Source organism: Pontimonas sp. (genome assembly GCF_031581085.1).
Taxonomy (GTDB): domain Bacteria; phylum Actinomycetota; class Actinomycetes; order Actinomycetales; family Microbacteriaceae; genus Pontimonas.
Window position 1 is genome coordinate 21,550 of sequence record NZ_JAVLBO010000006.1, and the last position, 16,810, is coordinate 38,359.

General features: G+C 62.7%; 17 protein-coding genes and 1 pseudogene. All 18 read left to right on the forward strand.

Annotated elements, in window-relative coordinates; translation table 11 throughout:
• Positions 1–5: 5 nt before the first annotated feature.
• The 18 genes and pseudogenes from ruvX (at position 6) to rpoZ (ending at position 16,806) form a co-directional block, all read left to right on the forward strand.
• A complete protein-coding gene (gene ruvX, locus RI518_RS03005) occupies positions 6–473 on the forward strand; it encodes a Holliday junction resolvase RuvX (RefSeq protein WP_310671095.1) in 468 nt (155 codons plus the stop codon).
• The gene (mltG, locus tag RI518_RS03010; RefSeq protein WP_310689315.1) at positions 470–1,657 is read left to right on the forward strand and encodes an endolytic transglycosylase MltG; all 1,188 of its coding nucleotides are present in this window, start codon (positions 470–472) and stop codon (positions 1,655–1,657) included. The genes ruvX and mltG overlap by 4 nt, the downstream gene beginning before the upstream one ends.
• Entirely contained in the window at positions 1,638–2,516 is an 879-nt protein-coding gene (locus tag RI518_RS03015) for a shikimate dehydrogenase (RefSeq protein WP_310689316.1), read from the forward strand. The genes mltG and RI518_RS03015 overlap by 20 nt, the downstream gene beginning before the upstream one ends.
• Before the next feature lie 5 nt (positions 2,517–2,521).
• The gene (gene aroC, locus RI518_RS03020) at positions 2,522–3,727 is read left to right on the forward strand and encodes a chorismate synthase (protein ID WP_310671091.1); all 1,206 of its coding nucleotides are present in this window, start codon (positions 2,522–2,524) and stop codon (positions 3,725–3,727) included.
• A 13-nt stretch (positions 3,728–3,740) separates the two neighbouring features.
• Positions 3,741–4,229, forward strand: a complete 489-nt coding sequence (locus tag RI518_RS03025; RefSeq protein WP_310671090.1) for a shikimate kinase — start codon at positions 3,741–3,743, stop codon at positions 4,227–4,229.
• Positions 4,222–5,316, forward strand: a complete 1,095-nt coding sequence (gene aroB / locus RI518_RS03030; RefSeq protein ID WP_310671089.1) for a 3-dehydroquinate synthase — start codon at positions 4,222–4,224, stop codon at positions 5,314–5,316. The genes RI518_RS03025 and aroB overlap by 8 nt, the downstream gene beginning before the upstream one ends.
• Positions 5,317–5,325: 9 nt before the next feature.
• Entirely contained in the window at positions 5,326–5,757 is a 432-nt protein-coding gene (locus RI518_RS03035; RefSeq protein WP_310671088.1) for a type II 3-dehydroquinate dehydratase, read from the forward strand.
• Between the two features lie 40 nt (positions 5,758–5,797).
• Complete coding sequence (efp, locus tag RI518_RS03040) at positions 5,798–6,361, forward strand: elongation factor P (protein ID WP_310671087.1); 564 nt, start codon at positions 5,798–5,800, stop codon at positions 6,359–6,361.
• Positions 6,358–6,861: a transcription antitermination factor NusB gene (gene nusB, locus RI518_RS03045; protein WP_310671086.1), complete on the forward strand. Its 504-nt coding sequence runs from the start codon at positions 6,358–6,360 to the stop codon at positions 6,859–6,861. The genes efp and nusB overlap by 4 nt, the downstream gene beginning before the upstream one ends.
• A 150-nt stretch (positions 6,862–7,011) precedes the next feature.
• Positions 7,012–7,557: pseudogene (gene pyrR / locus RI518_RS03050) on the forward strand (bifunctional pyr operon transcriptional regulator/uracil phosphoribosyltransferase PyrR); the annotation flags it as partial.
• Positions 7,554–8,501: an aspartate carbamoyltransferase catalytic subunit gene (locus RI518_RS03055; RefSeq protein WP_310671084.1), complete on the forward strand. Its 948-nt coding sequence runs from the start codon at positions 7,554–7,556 to the stop codon at positions 8,499–8,501. The pseudogene pyrR and the gene RI518_RS03055, both read left to right, overlap by 4 nt.
• Complete coding sequence (locus tag RI518_RS03060) at positions 8,498–9,811, forward strand: dihydroorotase (protein WP_310671083.1); 1,314 nt, start codon at positions 8,498–8,500, stop codon at positions 9,809–9,811. Before RI518_RS03055 ends, RI518_RS03060 begins: the two co-directional genes overlap by 4 nt.
• Entirely contained in the window at positions 9,808–10,311 is a 504-nt protein-coding gene (locus RI518_RS03065; RefSeq protein WP_310671082.1) for a hypothetical protein, read from the forward strand. The genes RI518_RS03060 and RI518_RS03065 overlap by 4 nt, the downstream gene beginning before the upstream one ends.
• Positions 10,308–11,465 carry a glutamine-hydrolyzing carbamoyl-phosphate synthase small subunit gene (gene carA, locus RI518_RS03070; RefSeq protein WP_310689317.1) on the forward strand — a complete coding sequence of 386 codons (1,158 nt, stop codon included), beginning with the start codon at positions 10,308–10,310 and terminating at the stop codon, positions 11,463–11,465. Before RI518_RS03065 ends, carA begins: the two co-directional genes overlap by 4 nt.
• The gene (gene carB, locus RI518_RS03075) at positions 11,465–14,761 is read left to right on the forward strand and encodes a carbamoyl-phosphate synthase large subunit (RefSeq protein ID WP_310689318.1); all 3,297 of its coding nucleotides are present in this window, start codon (positions 11,465–11,467) and stop codon (positions 14,759–14,761) included. Before carA ends, carB begins: the two co-directional genes overlap by 1 nt.
• Positions 14,751–15,605 carry an orotidine-5'-phosphate decarboxylase gene (pyrF, locus tag RI518_RS03080; RefSeq protein ID WP_310689319.1) on the forward strand — a complete coding sequence of 285 codons (855 nt, stop codon included), beginning with the start codon at positions 14,751–14,753 and terminating at the stop codon, positions 15,603–15,605. Before carB ends, pyrF begins: the two co-directional genes overlap by 11 nt.
• Entirely contained in the window at positions 15,592–16,548 is a 957-nt protein-coding gene (gene gmk / locus RI518_RS03085; protein ID WP_310689320.1) for a guanylate kinase, read from the forward strand. The genes pyrF and gmk overlap by 14 nt, the downstream gene beginning before the upstream one ends.
• Positions 16,549–16,806 carry a DNA-directed RNA polymerase subunit omega gene (gene rpoZ / locus RI518_RS03090; RefSeq protein WP_310671135.1) on the forward strand — a complete coding sequence of 86 codons (258 nt, stop codon included), beginning with the start codon at positions 16,549–16,551 and terminating at the stop codon, positions 16,804–16,806. It begins immediately after the preceding gene.
• Positions 16,807–16,810: the final 4 nt, after the last annotated feature.

A 16,810-nucleotide genomic window follows, 5' to 3' on the forward strand; every position in this document is an offset into this window, starting at 1 on the left:
GCGCGATGCCACCGCGGGGTGTGCGCCTCGGTGTCGATGTGGGCACAGCCCGGGTGGGCATCGCCCGGTCCGATCCCGACGGTGTTCTCGCGGTCCCCGTCGAGAGCGCACCGCGTGCTGAGGCGCTCGGGAGGTTGGTGAGCCTCGCCGTCGAATACGAGGTGGTCGAAGTCATTGTCGGCAAACCCATTAGCCTCTCCGGCGCCCACACGGCGTCGACAGCGGACGCCGAGGCGTTTGCCGGCGAGTTGGACCAGGCACTCGACTGCCCGGTGCGACTCGTCGACGAGCGACTGACCACCGTGCAGGCCAGCGGGGTCCTCCGGGGCCGCGGTCACAGCGCAAAAAATCAGCGACGTGTGATTGACCAGGCCTCGGCTGTTATCATTTTGCAACATTCACTGGATAGTGAAACCGGCGGTGGTGGTCACGCCCCGGACAATTCGGTCGGCAGACCTGAGGATGGTTCATGAGCGACGATGAGTTTGAAGCTCTGCTTCGTGGTTCGAGCCAGCCCGACGACGAGCCAGACCAGCCCGAGCAACGCCCCCGTCGCGATCGCCGAGAGAGCGGTCGGAGTGCCGGTGCGCTCATCCTCATCATCGTGCTGGTCGTCATCGCGGGAATCGCGGGGTCGGGGTGGTGGGCCTGGGGTCAATACGGCGACCGGGTTCTCGCCTATCTCGGTGAAGAAGAAATTCCCGACTACGCCGGGGAAGGCTCAAGCGACGAAGTGCTCATCGTCGTTGAACAGGGCGACATCGGCGAAGATGTGGCGAGAAAACTGGCCGATCAGGGTGTGACCGCATCCTTTGAGTCGGTCTACCAGCTGCTCTTAGAGGACACCAGTGTGACCTTCCAGCCGGGCACGTACCGCTTGCGCAGTGAGATGTCCGGTAGCGCCGCGATCGACGCGCTGCAGGATTCGGATAACCGCCTGCTCTATCGCATCACGATTCCCGAAGGCCGCTCGGTCACCCAAGCAATCGAAACCATTGCCGAGAATTCCGATATCCCGCTGGCCGATCTCGAGGCGGCGATTGCCGACCCGAGCGTGTACGGCGTGACACCTCCGGCGGAGAATACCTACCTTCAACCCCTCGAGGGCTACCTGTTTCCCGCGACCTACGAAGTAGAACCCGGAACGAGTGCCAGTGCACTCATCCAAGAAATGGTCGACGAAATGCTGACGCGACTTGATGATCGCGGGGTCTCAGCCGAGCAACGACACGAAGTACTCACCAAGGCGGCCCTCGTCCAACGCGAAGCCAAGGAGCCAGAAGATTTCTTCAAGGTCGCGGCGGTCATCGATAACCGTTTAGAAGACGGCATGGCTCTCCAGTTTGACTCGACGGTGACCTACTGGGAAAACACGTTCGGGACCGTCTGGACGAGTGATGAAGCCAGAGAGAATGCCGACAACCCCTACAACACCTACTACTACACCGGACTTCCCGTCGGCCCGATTGGCCTGCCCGGCGATATCGCCCTGGACGCTGTGCTGGAGCCGGCCGAGGGGGACTGGAAATACTTTGTGACGGTGAACCTCCAGTCGGGAGAGACAAAATTCTCGAACACCCTTGCTGAACACGATGGCGCGGTCGCGCTGCTTCGCGAGTGGTGTGACAATATCGACAATGCCGTCTACTGCGAATAGCCGACGCTTCGAAGTCTGGGGCTCACCGATACGACACAGTCGATCCCCCCAGCTACACCGCGGTGCCTATGGCCTCTTGGGCCTCGACTGGGAGTATCGCCGCCGGGAGGTGAACGCGGGGCAGTTTGCCCAGTACTTTTCGACCCTCGGGCCCGAGGTGCACGGCCTGTCGCTGACCATGCCGCTGAAGGAGGTGGCCCTCGATGAGATTTCAGAGCATCGAGGCCCGGTTGATCTCCTGCAGGCGGCCAACACGGCGGTGAAGGGCCCGCAGGGCTGGTGGCTCGATAACACCGACTGGTGGGGTGCCTGGCGCGCGCTAAGCGACGCCGGGGGAAGTGCTGGACAACGCGTGTGGCTGTTGGGGGCCGGGGCTACGGCCCGAGCGGTGCTCTACGCGCTGGCGCAAGACGTGCCCGAGCAGGTCACGCTGCTGGTGAGAAGCCCCGAGCGCGCCCGCGTCACCGAGGTCCTCGCACAGACACTGGGGCTTAGCCCTCGGGTATCGACCTTCGATGATGTTCCCGAAGAGCACGCCGACTGGGTCATTTCCACGCTGCCCGGTGGGGTTGTCCCCGACGCTCCAGGCCTTGTTGACCAGGCAACTCACGCGAAGCTTTTTGACATCGCCTATGAGCCGTGGCCCAGTGTGCTCGCGCGCACCTGGTCACACTCCGCGCACGCGGTGGTCTCTGGCCGGTCGATGCTCGTCTACCAAGCCCTCGGTCAGCTCAGAGCCTTCGTCAACGGCGATAGTCAACAGCCCCTGGACGATGAGGCCCGGGTGCTGGAGGCCATGTGGCAGGCGATTGAGGCTGAACCGGGCGAGGATGCCACCCAGACATCCGTGAAACAATAGGCGACATGCTTCGATGGTTAACCGCGGGTGAATCACACGGACCGGAACTTGTCGCCCTGCTCGAAGGGCTGCCTGCCGGAGTCGAGGTGAGCGAAGACGAGATTCAAGAGGCACTCGCCAGGCGCCGTCTCGGCTATGGTCGCGGCGCGAGGATGAAGTTCGAAGCCGATGCGCTGTTCGTCTCCGGCGGTATTCGCCACGGCGTCACCCAGGGTGGTCCGATCGCTTTGCGCATCGGTAACACCGAATGGCCGAAGTGGGAAAAAGTCATGAGCCCGTGGCCGGTGGACGCAGAGGAACTCACTGGCGCGCGCGCCGGAGCTTTGACCAGGCCGCGGCCTGGCCACGCGGATCTTGCCGGTATGCAAAAGTACGCCTTCGATGACGCCCGGCCCGTGCTCGAGCGCGCCAGCGCTCGAGAAACCGCGGCCCGGGTCGCACTCGGCGCTATCGCCGCAGCATTCTTGAAACCCCTCGGCATTGAGCTCATTAGCCACACCGTCGCGATCGAGGGCGTGGAGGTGCCCCGCGATGTTCCACCCCCTCTCGCATCGGAGATCGAGCGCATCGATTCAGACCCGATGCGCTGTGCCCATCCGGACACGTCACAGGCGATGGTGGAGCGCGTGGACCTGGCCCATAAATCGGGAGACACCCTCGGCGGCGTGGTCGAGGTCGTCGTCCACGGCATGCCCCCCGGTCTGGGTTCCTATGTCCAGTGGGATCGTCGACTCGATGGGCGACTCGCGGCGGCCCTGATGGGCATCCAGGCGATTAAGGGCGTCGAAGTGGGTGACGGTTTTCACACCACCACCGTGCCCGGCTCTCTCGCCCACGACGAAATTGTTCCCGGCCCCGATGGAGCCCAGCGTGTCACCGGACATTCCGGAGGAATTGAAGGGGGCATGAGCACTGGGGAAGTGCTTCGGGTCCGCGCGGGGATGAAACCCATTTCGACGGTTCCCAAAGCGCTGCGCACCATCGACACCAGCTCGGGGGAAGCAGCCGGTGCCCACCACCAGCGCTCCGACGTGTGTGCGGTGCCAGCCGCGGGGGTCGTGGCAGAAGCCATGGTCGCCCTGGTGATTGCGGGGGCAGTGTTGGAAAAGTGCGGGGGAGACTCGCTCGGCGAAGTCTCGCGCAACCTGCAGGCCTACCTGGAGTCAATCCCGGACACGCTCAAGACCGCGCCGGCGTCCCACGGTGAGTAGTCAGCGTCCTCGGGTGGTACTCGTGGGACCACCGGCCTCCGGTAAGACCAAAATCGGCAAAATCCTCGCCACGCGTATGTCCGAACCCTTTGTGGACACCGACACGGTGCTCAAAACCCGCTACGGCCCGATTCCCGAGATTTTTGCCGACCAGGGAGAGTACTGGTTTCGCGCACGAGAAGCAGAAGTGGTGCGCGAGTTTCTCGACTCACCCGGTGTGCTCTCTCTCGGAGGTGGTGCGGTGACCACCGCGGCGACCCGCGAGGCCCTGGCCGAGCACACGGTGGTCCTTCTCGAGATTTCCGCGGAGGCGGTCGCCTCCCGGCTGAATAACCAGAAGCGCCCGCTGCTCTCCGGGGGTGTCTCGCAGTGGGAAGAGCTGGTCGCTGGAAGGAAAGCCTGGTACGAGGAGGTCTCGACGTGGCGCGTCGACGTCTCACACCGTCCCATTGAAGACGTCGCGGAAGAAATTGCCCACTACCTGGAAGGTGCGGATGTCTGAGCCCACAGTGATTGAGGTCACCAGCGGGGGAGTGAGTCCCTACCGCGTGCACATCGGCCATGGGGTTCGAGAACACATCCCCGAATGGTTGCCACACGACGCCCAAAAAGTGATGATTGTGCACCCTCCCGTGCTCCACGCCCGGGCGGAAGCACTGCGCGAGGCGCTCTCGGAACACAAAGAAGTGGTCTTGGCCGAAATTCCGGAAGGGGAATCGGCCAAACGCATCGAAGTCGCCAGCTTTGTCTGGGGCCTCCTCGGTCAGTTGGAATTTTCGAGAACCGACGCGATTATCGGTTTTGGGGGCGGGGCGACTACTGACCTGGCGGGCTTCATCGCCGCCAACTGGTTACGCGGTGTGCCGGTGCTGCACGTGCCCACCACGGTGCTGGGCATGGTCGACGCGGCTATTGGCGGAAAAACCGGGATAAACACCACCGAGGGAAAGAATCTCGTCGGCGCATTTCACGCACCGCACGCCGTCGCGGTTGACCTCGACTGGTTGGAGACCCTCCCAGAAAATGACATTCGTGCCGGCCTCGCCGAGGTCGTCAAGTGCGGCTTTATCAAAGACCCCGCCATCTTGGACCTGATCGAAGCCGAACCCGAGCAGGCCGTGCGGGCCGGCTCTGACGTGCTTCGAGAGCTCATTACCCGAGCGATTCAGGTCAAAGCCGACGTGGTGGGTGACGATTTCACCGATGTGTCGGCGCGGGAAGTGCTGAACTACGGGCACACCCTGGGCCACGCCATCGAACACGCCGAGCGGTATTTGTGGCGACACGGTGTCGCAGTATCCATTGGAATGGTGTTTGCCGCGGAGTTGTCCCAAATGGTGGCGGGGCTCAGCGACGACATTGTCGCTCGACACCGCTCGGTGTTGAGCCTCTTGGGTTTGCCCTTGGACTACCCGGTCGATCGTTGGCCTCAGCTGCTGGGCACCATGCAGAAGGACAAAAAAAGCCGAAGCGGGGTCTTACGCTTTGTGATTTTGGACGGCCTCGGCCACGCCCGAGTTCTCGCCATTCCCGACGAATCTGTTCTTGTCGCCGCGTACCACGAGTTGCAAACCAGCGCTGCCCAGTAGTCTGTAGGGATGCAGTCGATATGGGTCATTAACGGCCCCAACCTGGGCCGGTTGGGCTCGAGGCAACCCGATATTTACGGCTCGGACACAGGCGACGATATCCACGCCAGCCTCCAGGCCGGCCAGCCCGACTGGGATATCGTCTGGAAACAATCTGACGCCGAAGCAGAGATCATCGCCTGGTTACACCAGGCCATCGACCAGTCCGTGCCGGTGGTCTTGAACCCGGCGGCCTTTAGCCACTACTCCTATGCGCTGCGTGATGCCTGCGCGATGGTGACCGAGGCGGGTCTCCCACTGATTGAAGTGCACCTGTCCAACCCGGCAGCCCGGGAAGAATTTCGAGCGCATTCGGTCATCTCGGCGGTGGCCACCGGAGTAATCCAAGGTTTTGGCGCCGATTCCTACCGGCTCGCGATCGCGCAAATTACCCGAGCGTAACGACCGAGTATCACCCAAACGAAAGAGAGACGACGAAGAGATGGCAACCACCAACGACATCAAAAACGGCGTGGTCTTGAGCCTCGATGGCCAGTTGTGGTCGGTGCTCGAGTTTCAGCACGTGAAGCCCGGTAAGGGCGGTGCCTTTGTGCGCACCAAGCTGCGAAACGTCCGCTCCGGCAAAGTCGTCGATAAAACCTTCAACGCGGGAACCAAAATTGATTTCGCCACGGTCGATCGCCGCGATTACAGCTACCTCTACCAGGACGGTGAAAACTACGTGTTTATGGACACCAGTGACTACGACCAGGTCACTGTTCCCGCCGCCACGGTCGGCGATGCCGCCAACTACATGTTGGAAGGCAGCGAAGTGCAGATTGCGATGTACGAGGGTGAAGCGCTCTCTGTGGAGCTACCACCCTCGGTCATCCTCGAAGTGACCTACACCGAGCCCGGCCTGCAGGGCGATAGGTCCTCTGCCGGGACAAAATCGGCCACGCTGGAAACCGGTTATGAGATTCAGGTGCCGCTGTTTTTAGAAAACAACACCAAAGTGAAGGTGGACACCCGCTCGGGTGACTACCTCGGTCGTATCAACGAGTGAGTGCCCGGCACAAGGGCCGAAAACGCGCTCTGGACATTGTCTACGCCGCCGACCTGCGCCGGCTCGACATCAGTGAGGTGTTGGCTGCTGAAGCGAAGCGGGTGGAGCACACCCCCGATCAGCGGCCCGCGTTCGAGTTTGCGCGAACCCTCGTGGAGGGGGTTATGGGGGCGAGTGAACGCATCGACGGGTTGATTTCTGCCACCTCAACCGACTGGCCCATCGAGCGTATGCCCATTGTCGATCGTTCGGTGTTGCGCCTAGCTGTTTACGAACTGCTGGCCATGCCAGAAACACCCACCGCCGTCGTCATTGCCGAAGCCGGCAGTGTGGTCAGCGAATACAGCACCGATGATTCGCGCGGCTTCGTCCAAGGGGTGTTGGGAACCATCGCCGAACAGGTGCGAGGCTCAGGCCGCGAGGGCTTCACCTCGACAGATCCCGGCTCAGGTGAACAGCCAGTCGCTGCCCCGGAAGCGTCGATCGAACCGGGTGAGTAAGCCGGAGACCCCGTGCCGGGAGTAGTAACCCCGCGAAAGCGCTCTGCGCCCGCGCCCGAGTGGACACCAACGGTGAGCACTCGTAGGCATTGTGTCGAAGGGGTGCTACCATCTCAGGCGGTCCTACTTTAACCAGCGTCCAGCGAGGCGCGGAAGGAGGTACCGATGGCGAATGACACTGTGCTTGGCCAATCGGACATCGCGCGCACGATTAAGCGCATGGCCCACGAAATCATCGAGGGTAATCCAGATTCGGCGTCGCTGGTGTTGCTGGGAATTCCCACTCGGGGAGTCGTGTTGGCCGAGCGTCTCGCCGACCACATCGCCGAAATCACCGGGGAGGTCACCCCGACCGGTGTCCTCGACGTGACGATGTATCGAGACGATCTCGATCAGGCACCGCTTCGAGTCCCCCAGGCCACCACTCCACCCCCTGGCGGCTTAGACGACCGTGTGGTCGTTCTCGTCGATGACGTGCTCTTCTCGGGACGAACGGTGCGCTCTGCACTCGATGCGTTGGTCGACCTGGGTCGACCGCGCGCGGTGCGCTTGGCCGTGTTAGTCGATCGGGGCCACCGCGAGCTTCCTATCCGCGCGGACTATGTCGGCAAGAACTTACCGAGCGCCCTGGGTGAGCGGGTCCAGGTACGACTGGTGGATGTGGATGAGCACGAAGCTGTGGAGGTCGTCAGATGAAACATCTCCTGGGAACCGACACGCTCTCGCGCGAGGAGGCGGTGGCCTATCTTGATTCCGCGCGGGAGTTCGCGCGGGTGGCCGACCAAAAAATGCCGAAGCTTCCCGCGCTTCGCGCGGTCACCGTGGTGAACCTGTTTTTTGAAGATTCCACCCGGACCCGGCTGTCGTTTGAAGCGGCGGCAAAAAAACTCTCCGCCGATGTCATCACCTTCCAGGGGCAAGGCTCCAGCCTGTCGAAGGGCGAAAGCCTCAAAGACACCGCCCAAACTCTGGAGGCGATGGGAGCAAAAGTGGTCGTCGTGCGACACGGCTCCTCCGGTGCGGCCCACCGTCTGGCCCACTCTGGTTGGTTGAACTCGTCAGTGGTGAATGCCGGAGATGGGACCCACCAACACCCCACCCAAGCCCTGCTGGATGCGTACACGCTGCGCGAGCGGCTGTTGGGCGATCAGGCTGTGGGCGGGGGACTAGATGGCATTACCGTCGCCATCGTGGGCGATGTGGCCCACTCTCGAGTGGCGCGGTCTAACGTGCACCTGCTGAGCCTTCTGGGTGCACGGGTCACAGTGGTGGCGCCCCGAACTCTTGCGCCCCGGGGAATCGAGTCGTGGCCGGCCGACTACGACCACGATCTAGACCGCGTCGTCGCGGATGGCCCCGACGCGGTGATGATGCTTCGAGTACAGCGCGAGCGGATGCGCGGCAGTTACTTTCCAAGCCCCCGGGAATACACCAAGCACTACGCACTGAGCGCGGATCGCTTCGCCTCGCTTCCCGAGCACACGCTGATCATGCATCCGGGGCCGATGAACCGCGGTGTCGAAATTGCCTCCGTTGCCGCCGACTCACCGCGTTCGACCATTCTTGACCAGGTGACTCACGGTGTGTGGGTGCGCATGGCGGTGCTCTACCAAGTCAGCAGGGGAGGTCAGGTCCAGTGAGCGAGACACTGATTCGACAGGCGGGCGTCCTGGGTGGCACACCCCGGGATGTCGCCGTCAAAGATGGAGTGTTTGTCGACCCTGGCGAGGTTGACCCCGGTGGTGCACAGACTCGGGTTATCGACGCGGAAGGCCTGATTGCCCTACCCGGACTGGTCGACCTGCACACCCACCTGCGCCAGCCGGGAATGGAGCAGGCCGAGACGGTTCTCTCCGGGTCACAGGCGGGGGCGGCCGGCGGTTTCACCGCCCTGTTCGCCATGGCGAATACCCAGCCGGTCGCGGACTCGGTGGGGGTGACCGACATGGTGCACCGTCTGGGCCAAGAAGCCGGCTACGTGGACGTGCGCCCCATTGGAGCGGTTAGTAAAGGTCTCGCCGGCGAGGAGCTCGCCGGTATTGCGGGTATGGCGGGCGGGGTGGCCAACGTTCGGGTGTTCTCCGATGACGGCCACTGTGTCTCCGATTCGCTGCTGATGCGCCGCGCGTTGGAATATGTGGGCACATTCGGTGGTGTGATCGCCCAACACGCGCAGGACCCCAGACTGACCGAAGATGCCCAAATGAATGAGGGCGCACTCTCCTCCCGGTTGGGCCTCGCTGGGTGGCCCGCGGTGGCCGAGGAGGCCATCATTGCGCGAGATATTCTCCTCGCCGAATATACGGGTTCACGACTGCATATCTGCCACCTCTCCACGAAGGGGTCGGTGGACATTGTTCGGGCGGCAAAAGCCCGCGGCGCCAAGGTGAGCGCTGAAGTCACCCCGCATCACCTGTTGCTCACCGAAGACCTCACGGCGTCGTTCGACCCGCTGTACAAGGTCAATCCTCCGCTTCGCCAAGAAGACGACGCCCAGGCCCTGCGCCTGGGCGTCGCTGACGGCACCATCGATATTGTCGCGACCGACCACGCCCCGCACCCCAGCGAATCGAAAGATTGCGCCTTCGATGAGGCCGCTTTTGGAATGTTGGGCTTGGAGGTGGCCCTGAGTGTGGTGCACAAAGCCCTGGTTGAACCCGGCCACCTCGACTGGGCTGGCGTAGCCCGTGTGCTCTCCACAACGCCCGCGCGGATCGGTGGCCTCGCGGGCTACGAGGAACCTTGTGGACTGGGCAGACCGGCCCACCTGACCCTGGTTGATCCTGACGCGACGCGCGAAATCCAGATGCGCTACAGCCGCTCGGGTAACAACCCCTACAGTCACCTCACACTCCCCGGAGAGGTGGTGCACACGTTCTTCGGCGGCACTCAGACCGTCTCTGAGGGCGCTGTGGTGGCTCCGGATGCGCTTCGAGGGGGACCGCGGTGACCCGGGAACTCGCGGGTGCACTGATGCTGGCGCTGCTGGCGGTGGCGCTGCTGTTGGTGTGGTGGGGCTGGCGGGCGAGAGTGGGTCGCTACCGCGACCTGCCCGCTTTAGTCTCCTCATCGAGCGTGTCGACGCGACCAGAGCGGGTGTATTCCCTGCTCTATGTGGCGACCACCGAGGCAGATTCGCCCCTGGAGCGCATCGCCCGGCGTCCGTTGGGTTTTCGCGCACGGGTTAACCTGGGCAGTGGCCCCGAGGGCGTGTGGCTGGATATCGCCGGTGAAGACGAAGTCTTTATTCCCTCGGCGCAACTGCGCGCGGTGGGCCGCGCGACGTGGACAATCGACAGGGTCGTCGACAGCGACGGATTGATTTTTGTGCGCTGGCAGTGGGGTGAACGGCTGGTCGAGAGCTATTTCCGCTCGGTCGATTTCCCCGCCGATGATATCCAACAGGCCATCGAGGTGGCCCTGGGCGACGACAAGGGGGAGAACTCGTGAACACCGACACGCCGGCAGTGCTTGTCTTAGAAGACGGCACCCGCTACGAGGGGAAGGCTTTTGGAGCCCAGGGGACCAGCTTTGGTGAGTTGGTGTTCAACACGGGAATGACCGGCTACCAAGAGACCCTCACCGACCCCAGCTACGCGGGACAGATTGTGGTGATGACCGCTCCGCACATTGGCAATACCGGCATGAACCACGACGACGAAGAATCTCGGCGCATCTGGGTGGAGGGTTTCGTGGTGCGCGATGTGGCGAGGCGACCCTCCAACTATCGCAGTGAAGTGTCGCTTCCCGATGAGCTCGCCCAGCAGGGCATTGTGGGAATAAGCGGGGTCGACACGAGGGCGATCACCCTGTTACTTCGTGAGGCAGGCGTCATGCGCGCCGGGATATTTTCCGGGCCCCAGGCAGCGCTCGATGCGACAGAGCAGTTAGACCAGGTTGTCAACCAACCGGTCATGACGGGCCAGAACCTCTCCGCACAGGTATCTGTTCAGACGACCCGCGTGGTTCAGGCCGTGGGGCCGCGCCTCGGCGCACTCGCAGTGATCGACCTCGGCATCAAAGAATCGACGGTCCACCACCTCGCCGCGCGCGGTTTCGACGTCCACGTGATGCCCGAAACATCCCAATGGTCGGACATTGACGCCATAAGCCCCATCGCCGTGTTCTACTCCAACGGTCCGGGGGATCCTTCGGCCAGTGACCGCCACGTCGCCATTTTGCGAGAAACGCTGACTCAGGGGGTGCCGTTTTTTGGGATCTGTTTTGGCAACCAACTACTCGGCCGAGCGCTCGGATTCGACACCTACAAACTCAAATACGGCCACCGGGGAATAAACCAGCCCGTGCTCGACACACTGAGTGGCGGAGTGGAGATCACAGCGCAAAACCACGGCTTCGCCGTCGAAGTTCCCCGCGGGGAAGTCGTCGACTCGCCCGCTGGTTTCGGCCGTGTGGAAGTCAGCCACGTGAGCCTCAACGACGACGTGGTGGAGGGGCTTCGCGCCCTCGACCGCCCCGCCTTTTCGGTGCAGTACCACCCGGAAGCGGCCGCTGGGCCCCACGATTCGACCTACCTGTTCGATCGTTTCCGGGAGATGGTTACCGACTATCTCGCTCAGCCCAGTAGAGGAGGGCGTCAGTAGTGCCCAAGCGCGACGACATTAATACGGTCCTCGTGATCGGTTCCGGACCGATCGTGATTGGCCAGGCGGCGGAATTTGACTATTCGGGTACCCAAGCTTGCCGGGTCTTGCGCGAAGAAGGGGTGCGGGTGGTGTTGGTGAACTCCAACCCGGCGACAATCATGACCGATCCAGGTTTTGCCGATGCGACCTACATCGAACCGATCAGCCCAGAGGTGATCGAGCAGATCATCGTGGCCGAAAAACCCGACGCCATCCTGCCGACCCTGGGGGGGCAAACGGCGCTGAACGCCGCAATGGCTCTGCATGAACAGGGCATCCTCGAGCGCCACGGTGTGGAGCTCATTGGGGCCTCTTTCGAGGCGATTATGCGCGGTGAAGACCGCCAGGCGTTTAAAGACATCGTCTTGGCCTCCGGCGCCGACGTCGCGGCGTCGCGTATTGCCACCAGCGTGGGGGAGGCCCTCAGCTATGCCGAGGAGCTCGGCTACCCGATGGTCATTCGTCCCTCGTTCACCATGGGGGGCGCCGGGTCTGGCTTTGCCCACACCGAAGAAGAACTCATCCGCATGGTGGCCGATGGCGTGCAGCAAAGCCCCACCCACGAAGTCCTGCTCGAAGAGTCCATCCTCGGCTGGAAAGAATACGAACTCGAATTAATGCGTGACCACGCCGATAACGCGGTGGTGGTGTGTTCCATCGAAAACGTCGACCCGGTCGGTGTGCACACCGGGGATTCGATTACGGTCGCCCCCGCATTGACCCTGACCGACCGCGAATACCAGCGGCTTCGCGACATCGGTATCGACATTATCCGCCGGGTCGGTGTCGACACCGGTGGCTGCAACATTCAATTCGCGATTGACCCGGCCAACGGCCGGGTGATCGTCATCGAAATGAATCCGCGGGTCTCCCGCTCGAGTGCTCTGGCGTCGAAAGCGACCGGCTTTCCGATCGCGAAAATAGCCGCCAAACTCGCGCTGGGTTACCGACTCGACGAGATTCCCAACGACATCACCAAAGTCACCCCGGCCTCCTTTGAGCCGACCCTGGACTACGTCGTGGTCAAAGTGCCCCGCTTTGCCTTCGAAAAGTTCCCGCTGGCCGATCGGACCCTCACCACCACGATGAAATCGGTGGGGGAGGCGATGGCTTTGGGTCGAAACTTCAGCCAAGCGCTCAACAAAGCCCTGCGGTCTCTGGAGCAGCGGGGAAGTTCATTCCACTGGGCAGAAGTCACCGAGAGTAAAGAGGAGCTTCTGGAGCGCGCCAGTGTGCCCACCGACGGTCGGATTGTGACTCTCCAACAGGCCATGCGCCAAGGCGCGAGCGTCGACGAGGTGTACACCGCGACCGGCATCGACCCGTGGTTTGTCGACCAAATCGCGCTGATCAACGAAGTCGCCGACGACATTTCTTCGGCACAAGACTTCACCCCGGAAGTCATGAGGCTCGGAAAAGACATTGGACTCTCCGATGCCCAACTGGCCCAATTGCGGGGCCTGAGTGAAGCCCAGGTGCGCTCTACTCGCCACGAGTGGGGTATCCGGCCCGTGTTTAAGACCGTCGACACCTGCGCCGGAGAGTTTCCCGCCTACACCCCGTATCACTACTCCAGCTACGACCAAGAAACCGAAGTCGCGCCATCACACCGGGACAAAGTGGTGATTTTGGGCTCTGGACCCAACCGGATCGGCCAAGGAATCGAGTTCGACTACTCCTGCGTGCACGCGACCTTCGCCCTGCGCGAAGCGGGAGTGGAGACGATCATGATCAATTGCAACCCCGAAACGGTCTCCACGGACTACGACACGGCAGATCGTCTCTACTTCGAACCGCTCACCCTCGAAGATGTCCTGGAGGTCATTCACCAGGAGAGCCAGTCGGGAACACTGCTCGGAGTCTTCGTGCAACTGGGTGGACAAACCCCACTGGGCCTCGCCCACGGGCTCAAAGATGCCGGTGTACCCATTCTCGGAACTTCGCCTGAAGCGATTGACCGCGCTGAAGAGCGCGGACAATTTTCGGCCATTTTGGAGGGCGCAGGCCTTCAGGCCCCGAAAAACGGCACGGCCCACTCGGTGGAGGGCGCGGTCGCCGTCGCCGACGATATCGGCTACCCGGTCCTCGTTCGCCCCAGCTTCGTTCTGGGCGGGCGAGCGATGGAAATCCTCTACGACCCCGAAAGCCTCGAGGACTATTTCGAGCGCATCGGTGGATTCGCCATCGTCTCCCCAGAGGCGCCACTCCTGGTCGACCGGTTCCTCGACGACGCCATCGAAATCGATATCGACGCGCTCTTTGACGGCGAGGAGCTCTATGTCGGCGGGATCATGGAACACATCGAAGAAGCGGGAATCCACTCGGGTGATTCCGCCTGCACGCTGCCGCCGGTCACACTGGGACGCGACATCATCGACCAGGTGCGCCAGGCGACACGCAAATTGGCTGAGGGCATCGGAGTCCACGGCCTGATCAATGTGCAATTTGCCGTCGCCGCCGGGGTGCTCTACGTGCTGGAGGCAAACCCCCGGGCCAGTCGAACCGTGCCGTTTGTCTCCAAAGCGCTCGGCATCCCGCTCGCTCGGGCTGCGGCACTGGTGATGACAGGCTCCAGTATCGCCCAGCTGGTCGAGCAGGGGCTCTTGCCGGCCCGAGACGGATCCGACGTCCCCGCCTGGCATCCGGTGTCGGTGAAAGAGGCTGTGCTGCCCTTTAAGCGCTTCCGGACGCCTCAGGGCGACATCGTCGATTCGATCCTGGGGCCCGAAATGCGCTCCACCGGTGAGGTGATGGGCATCGATCGCACCTTCCCGCTCGCGTTTGCCAAAAGCCAAGACGCCGCCTACGGCGGACTTCCCGGATCCGGAGTGGTGTTTGTCTCGGTGGCCGACCGCGATAAGCGCGGAGCGATACTCCCCATCGCCCGGCTGCGCCAGATGGGCTACGAGATTTGGGCCACTGAGGGGACCGCGGAGGTCCTCTCGCGCTACGGCGTGAGTGCGAGGGTCGTGGCCAAGCACACCGATTCCCGGGTGGACGATGAACCCAGCATTGTCGACCTTATCGCCGCGGGAGAGGTGGACATTATTGTCAACACCCCGCGCGGTCGCTCCGCCAGGGCCGACGGCTACGAAATTCGCACGGCCACGGTCGCAGCGGATAAAGCCCTGTTTACCACCGTGGGTCAACTGGGCGCCGCCGTGGTGTCGCTCGAGGAGCGCCCGGAGGTGCCGTCGGTGACGAGTTTGCAGGAGTACCACACCCAGCGAGAGGCTCACCACGATGAGCGCTGACCACTCGACTTTTGCGCAGCTGCTCGCACGGCTGGAGACCCCGGCTCGGCGCCTGTGTGTCGGAATCGACCCGCACCCAGAGCTTCTCTCACACTGGGGCCTAGACGACAGTGCGGCGGGCAGTGAACAGTACGCGACTCGCCTCATCGACGCTGCACTCGAATCCGGCATCAGCCTGATGAAACCCCAAGTGGCGCTCTTTGAGCGCCACGGCGTAGCCGGCATGCGGGTGCTCGCGCAGCTGATGGGACACATGCGCACGCGGGGAATGGCGGTCATCGCCGATGCAAAACGCGGCGATATTGGCACCAGCCTCTCGGGCTATGCCTCGGCTTGGCTCGCCCCGGGGTCCGACTTCGAGGCAGATGCTCTCACGCTGAGCCCCTATTTGGGCCTCGGTGCGCTCAATCCGGCGCTCGATATGGCCCGCGAACACGGCAAGGGGGTATTTGTCCTCGCCGCGACGTCAAACCCGGAGGGCCAGACGCTCCAAACAGCCCGGACAACCCAAGGGTTGAGTGTGGCGCAGTGGGTTCTCGAGGGCCTTCAAGAAATCTCTTCCGCCGCGCCGGGGGCTGCCACCGGGTGGTTGGGCGCGGTCGTCGGAGCCACGAGTGATCGGGGCGCACTCGGCGTGGACCTGGAGCGGGCACCAGACGTGAGCGTGTTAGCGCCCGGTTTCGGCCATCAGGGGGCGAGACTCTCCGAGCTGGAGGACTTGTTCGGAGCGGCCACACCGCGCGTGATTCCCACCGTGTCGAGATCTGTTGCGGGCAAAGACCCGGGTGGTGTGGTCGATCGATTGAGCCAGCACCAAGAGGAGCTTCGTCGTGTCGGGTCCTAGCGGTGTGGGCCCTGGAGGTGGTGGCCCTGGCGGCCACAACGAAGGTTCAGGCTTTGACGCGAGGGCCCAATCGGCGAGAAGCAGTGCGCTTCGACAGCAACGCGCGGAGCTCAAGGCGGAGCTCGCTAGCCTGCAGCGCGACTTTGTCGACACGTTTGACCGGGCGAAGGATTCCGACGATCCGGCACTCCACGGTCTGCGTATTGACTGGTTTTTACGCTCGCTACCGGGGGTGGGGCCGACAAAGTCGGCTCGAATTCTCCAGGATTTGGGCATTAATCCTCGGGCGACCATCGGGGGGCTTCGGATTAATCAGCGCACCGCGTTTCGTCGTGAACTAGTCGGGTTGACCGAGCGGATTCAGCCACGGCGTCTCGTCGGTCGCCTCGTCGTCATTGCGGGACCGACTGCCGTGGGCAAAAAGACGGTCATTTCGCAGCTGTGTGAAATGCGGCCGGATCTGGAAATGAGTGTGTCGGCCACGACCCGCCCGCCCCGCCCCGGTGAGGTCGACGGGGTGGACTACTACTTTGTCTCCTCCGAACAGTTCGATGCACTCATCGAGCAGGACGAGCTGATGGAGTGGGCGGTGGTCCACGGCACTCACCGCTACGGAACCCCCCGAACCCCGGTGTTACGCCAAAAGCGTGCCGGTAAGACGGTGTTGCTGGAGATTGATATCCAGGGGGCACGGCAGGTGCGCGAACGCGGCGAAGAGGCACTGTTCATCTTCATCGTCCCGCCCAGTTTCGACGCTCTGGCGGAGCGTTTGGAGTCGCGGGGGACCGAAGATCCCGATGAGCGCCAACGGCGCCTCGCGACCGCGGTGGAAGAATTGGGCGCTCGTGGCGAGTTCGATCACGTGGTGGTGAACGACGTCGTCGAAGACGCCGCCCGAGACATCGTAGACTTACTACAGGCCACAACCCCCCGAGGAGACTAAATCGTGTTGCACCACCGCGGAATCATTGATCCCCCAATCGACGAGTTGATGGAAAAGGTTGACTCGAAGTACCAGCTGGTGATCTTCGCGTCCAAGCGGGCGCGCCAAATTAACTCCTACTATTCGGACCTGGGCGATGGCAGCCTCTACGAACACGTCGGTCCGCTGGTTCCCTCCACCGTCGACGAAAAACCCCTCTCCATTGCGTTGCGGGAAATTCACGAAGACAAACTCGTGATGACCCCGCTGTCGGAATAACACC

Bases quoted from the DNA above. Each gene is read 5' to 3' on its own strand.
- ruvX (WP_310671095.1), top strand. From the start codon at position 6: ATGCCACCGCGGGGTGTGCGCCTCGGTGTCGATGTGGGCACAGCCCGG.
- mltG (WP_310689315.1), top strand. From the start codon at position 470: ATGAGCGACGATGAGTTTGAAGCTCTGCTTCGTGGTTCGAGCCAGCCC.
- RI518_RS03015 (WP_310689316.1), top strand. From the start codon at position 1,638: ATGCCGTCTACTGCGAATAGCCGACGCTTCGAAGTCTGGGGCTCACCG.
- aroC (WP_310671091.1), top strand. From the start codon at position 2,522: ATGCTTCGATGGTTAACCGCGGGTGAATCACACGGACCGGAACTTGTC.
- aroB (WP_310671089.1), top strand. From the start codon at position 4,222: ATGTCTGAGCCCACAGTGATTGAGGTCACCAGCGGGGGAGTGAGTCCC.
- RI518_RS03035 (WP_310671088.1), top strand. From the start codon at position 5,326: ATGCAGTCGATATGGGTCATTAACGGCCCCAACCTGGGCCGGTTGGGC.
- efp (WP_310671087.1), top strand. From the start codon at position 5,798: ATGGCAACCACCAACGACATCAAAAACGGCGTGGTCTTGAGCCTCGAT.
- RI518_RS03055 (WP_310671084.1), top strand. From the start codon at position 7,554: ATGAAACATCTCCTGGGAACCGACACGCTCTCGCGCGAGGAGGCGGTG.
- pyrF (WP_310689319.1), top strand. From the start codon at position 14,751: ATGAGCGCTGACCACTCGACTTTTGCGCAGCTGCTCGCACGGCTGGAG.